The organism is Halobacterium bonnevillei, assembly GCF_009831555.1.
Classification (GTDB): domain Archaea; phylum Halobacteriota; class Halobacteria; order Halobacteriales; family Halobacteriaceae; genus Halobacterium; species Halobacterium bonnevillei.
Genome location: NZ_WUUU01000230.1, coordinates 1 through 3,759 on the forward strand (window position 1 = coordinate 1; position 3,759 = coordinate 3,759).

Consider the following 3,759-nt stretch of genomic DNA (forward strand, 5'->3'; position numbering starts at 1 on the left):
GAACGGCGCGAACGACCGGTCGGCGACGAACCCCTCGACCCGGGCGCGGTGCTGGCGGTTCGAGCAGAACTGGACGACGAGGCGCCGGTCTGGGTGGCGGACCTCGCCGTCGTCACGCAAGACGGCGTCGAGCGCGTCGGCGACTTCCCGCGGTCGGTGCTGCCCGAATCCGACTACTGATTCTCGTCGTCGGGTTCTTCGACGACGGCGTCGGTGACGCGCTGCGCGGCGAGAATGGGGACGTCGGTCGGCAGGGTCAGGTAGCGCTCGAACGCGAGGATGCCGGCGGCGAACCCGAGGAACACCCACCCAGTGGGGTCGCCGGCCGCAATCGTCTCGATGCCGAAGAGCGCGGCGGGCGCGGCGAACGCCACGGCGACCGCCAGCGAGACGACGTCCAGTAGCTTCACACCCCTAGTCGGTGCTCAGTGTGGAAAAACTTCACCACGTCCGGCAGGGGAGGAGGTCGGCGGCCCGGACGACGCCGGTGTCGCCGTCCTCGCTGCGCACGACGACGCGCAGGTCCTCCCCGTAGTCGACGACGAGCTCCCTGCAGGCGCCACACGGCGGGACGACGCGGTAGTCGGCGTCGTTTCCGCGGGGGTGTTCGACTGCGACGATGCGCTCGAACTCGTGGTCGCCGGCGGCGACGGCGGCGCCGAGCGCGCCGGGTTCCGCGCAGTTCGACGCCCGCCCGACGCTCGCCGGGAGGCTCGCGGCGGTGTAGACGTCGCCGCTGGTCGTCTCCACGGCCGCGGTGACGATGTGCGCGGCGTGTTCGAAGCGGCCGTTCTCGGGCGGCGAAAACGCGTCCTCGGCGGCAGCGGCAGCCTGGTCGACGAGTCGTTCGTCGGCGGGAGTGAGCGGGGCGAGGTCCACGTCCCTGACTTCTCGGCGCGGTACAAGTGTCTTCGGCCGCATTCCGCAACACTTTCGTTACGGATGACGAATTTGGATGCGTGTTCACCGGAATTGTCGAGGAGACGGGTACCGTCGAGCGCGTCGTGGACGAACCCGACGGCCGGCGACTCCGCATCGCCACGGACGAGCTGAGCGGTTTCAGTCACGGCGAGAGCATCAGCGTCAGCGGCGTCTGCCTCACCGTCGAGGAGCACGCGGAGGGCGAGGAGTCAGCGTCGTCGCGTAGCGACCGGTCGTCTGGCGGAGCGTGGTTCACGGCGTTCACGGCCACGGAGACCCTCCAGAAGACGACGCTGGACGCCGTCAGCGAGGGCGACGTCGTCAACCTCGAGCGCGCGCTCCCCGCGGACGGCCGCCTCGACGGCCACATCGTCCAGGGGCACGTCGACACCACCACCGACGTCGTCGCCGTCGAGCAGGTGGGCGAGGACTGGACGTTCACGTTCGCGCTGCCGGACGGCCACGAGCAGTACGTCGCCCAGAAGGGCTCCATCACGCTCGACGGCATCAGCCTCACCGTCGCCGACGTGGATGACGATGCCGGCACCTTCTCGGTGGCTATCGTGCCGACCACGTACGACCGAACGACGCTGTCCGAGCGCGAGCCCGGCGACAGCGTCAACGTCGAAGTCGACGTCGTCGCGAAGTACGTCGAACGCCTCGACGCCTACTGACCGTCGCTCTCGCGGCGCTGTTCGTCGCCAGCGTCGACGCCAGTCGCTGAGTCCTCGACGACACCGCCCCCCTCTGGCGCTTCGCCGTCCACGAATTCGGGGCCGTCCTCACCGTCGACGTTGATTCCGCCTTCGACGTCGTCTCCGCCCTCGGTCTTCTCCCCCTCTTCGCCATCTCCGTTGTCCCCGGCAGCGGGGGCGTCGTGGACCCGGGCCGCGCCGGACGCCTCGTAGGCCGCACGGTACCGCGTCAGCTTCCGGTAGAGGACGTAGAACAGGCCGCCGTCGTAGACGACGACGAATCCGATGAACGCGAGTCCGGCGGAGACGCCGAGGGGGTCCGTGAAGATGGTGAGGTTCGTCACGACGGTGTTGTAGACGGCGTGGAGCACGGAGGCGACGACCAGCCCCTTCACGACGATGGGGCCGGCGTCCTCGGGGTTGAACTTCGCGAGCCCCAGGTAGTAGCCGGCGAACGCCGAGTAGATGACGTGGCCTGGGCCGGCGAGCGTGCGCACCGCCGCGGTCTGGAGGCCGATCTCGGCGGCCGACACGGGCCCCGCGACCTGCGACGCGAGAACGACCTCGCGGGCGATGTAGATCGCGTTCTCGATGGTCGCGAACCCCAGGCCGGCGACCGCGCCGTACACCGCGCCGTCGACGACGGCGTCGAAGCGCTCGCTCCGGAACGCGTACAGCCTGACCGCCAGCCACTTCACGACCTCCTCGACGGGACCGACCACGAGGAAGTAGTACAGCGCGGGCGCGAGCAGGAGCAGCCACAGCGGCGACTGCTCGCTCAGCGACCCGAAGAACACTCCGGAGACCGCGCTGTTCAGCACCGCGGCGAACCCCGCGAACAGGAACCCGAACGAGAACGTCACGACGAGCAACTCCAGCGGTTCGCGCCTGGTGACGTCCGCTTTCCAGACGAGGCCCGCCATCGCCAGCGCCGGCACGACGGACAGCAGGACGTACACGCCGACGACCGGCCGGTCGACGAACACGAGGCCGAGCGCGGCCGCGAACTGCGCGACGACGATGAGCACGGCGAGCGCGACGACTGACGCTCGCGCCGTCGTGACGATGCCGCCGTACAGCCACGCGGCGAACCGGTCGAGCGTCGTCCGGGGCTCCCACGTCGCCACGTCGTAGAGGTCCGCGTCGTCGCTGCTCGCGCGCTGTACCGGATCCTCGTCTGGCGCCATTGCGCGTTCTTTCAGCACCCGGTCCCTTCAGTGTGTTCGCGGCGTCCAGCTGTCCTTATATGACACTAATTACCTAAAGGGGTACGCTTAACTCCGTTTCCGGGCTCTCCGTCCACAATGCCATACAGTCCGAGCCGCGGCCTGCTGTACTCATCGCCACCGCCACACGAATCGAATCGACGAACAGCGACCGACGCCAACGAGGCGGACGAAGCCGACGCGGACGCAACGCGAGCAGACGGACCGACGACCGGCGTGACCCCGACGCCGGCGGACGACTGAAGTCACCCGCCTCCACCCCGCGCTTTCTTCGCGGCGACGTACCGACGTACGACCCAGCCGTAGCGACCGCCGAGAGCCACCTATGTCGTCCGAGGACCGGCGAGGCGGCAACGCTCAAAACCCCGCGTCACCAAGGACGAGCATGCTCTTCGACCAGCGGGCCCGGGCGGCACTCCGGGACGCCGGCCTCTCACAGGCGGACATCGACGAGGTCGAACAGACAGTCACCGAACAGGCCCAGGCGGACGCTCGCCGCGTCGAGGCGTTCTTCGACGGCCTCGACACCGTCTACTCGGACATGGACCGGACGCACTCCGTCGCCGAGTTCCCGGAACACGACCTCGAGTACGTTGACCTGTTCACGCACAGCCAGGACGTCCGCGGGTTCGTGCGCTTCGAAACCTGGGGCGCGTACGTCGACGGCGCGCGAGTGCTGCGCTCAGAGAGCGCCCACCCCCTCGTCGTGGAACTGTCGCTCGGGCCGACCGTCCACGACCGCGTGCGGTTCGCCGCCGAACGGAGCCTGCTCGAATGACCCGGGTGCGCGTCCGCGGCATCTACAGCACCGCGCTCACGCGGCAGTTGCTCGACGAGGGCTTCGACGTCGTCGACGCCTCGCCGCCGATCCGGGAGCGCTTCGACGCCGACTTCGAGACGCGCCGGTCGACGTCGAC

The 3,759-nt window shown here is 69.2% G+C and carries 6 protein-coding genes and 1 pseudogene; 4 read left to right on the forward strand and 3 right to left on the reverse strand.

Features of this window, described 5'->3' with window-relative positions:
* A pseudogene (locus GRX66_RS17295) lies at positions 1–180 on the forward strand (M24 family metallopeptidase); the annotation flags it as partial.
* Here the strand turns inward: GRX66_RS17295 and GRX66_RS17300 are convergent.
* Both GRX66_RS17300 and GRX66_RS17305 read right to left on the reverse strand, forming a co-directional pair.
* Positions 174–410: a DUF7533 family protein gene (locus GRX66_RS17300; protein WP_159527625.1), complete on the reverse strand. Its 237-nt coding sequence runs from the start codon at positions 408–410 to the stop codon at positions 174–176. The pseudogene GRX66_RS17295 and the gene GRX66_RS17300 overlap by 7 nt on opposite strands.
* A gap of 31 nt (positions 411–441) precedes the next feature.
* The gene (locus tag GRX66_RS17305) at positions 442–879 is read right to left on the reverse strand and encodes a cytidine deaminase (RefSeq protein WP_201293079.1); all 438 of its coding nucleotides are present in this window, start codon (positions 877–879) and stop codon (positions 442–444) included.
* Positions 880–959: 80 nt separating this feature from the next.
* Between GRX66_RS17305 and GRX66_RS17310 the strand changes: the two genes are divergently transcribed.
* Positions 960–1,595, forward strand: coding sequence for a riboflavin synthase (locus tag GRX66_RS17310; RefSeq protein ID WP_325064176.1), 636 nt, complete (start codon positions 960–962; stop codon positions 1,593–1,595).
* Here GRX66_RS17310 and GRX66_RS17315 read toward each other — a convergent pair.
* Positions 1,589–2,803: a PrsW family intramembrane metalloprotease gene (locus tag GRX66_RS17315; protein WP_159527627.1), complete on the reverse strand. Its 1,215-nt coding sequence runs from the start codon at positions 2,801–2,803 to the stop codon at positions 1,589–1,591. The genes GRX66_RS17310 and GRX66_RS17315 overlap by 7 nt on opposite strands.
* Before the next feature lie 117 nt (positions 2,804–2,920).
* Between GRX66_RS17315 and GRX66_RS17320 the strand changes: the two genes are divergently transcribed.
* Both GRX66_RS17320 and GRX66_RS17325 read left to right on the forward strand, forming a co-directional pair.
* Positions 2,921–3,085, forward strand: a complete 165-nt coding sequence (locus tag GRX66_RS17320) for a hypothetical protein (protein WP_159527628.1) — start codon at positions 2,921–2,923, stop codon at positions 3,083–3,085.
* Positions 3,086–3,227: 142 nt separating this feature from the next.
* Positions 3,228–3,620 carry a DUF7532 family protein gene (locus tag GRX66_RS17325; RefSeq protein WP_159527629.1) on the forward strand — a complete coding sequence of 131 codons (393 nt, stop codon included), beginning with the start codon at positions 3,228–3,230 and terminating at the stop codon, positions 3,618–3,620.
* Positions 3,621–3,759 lie beyond the last annotated feature (139 nt).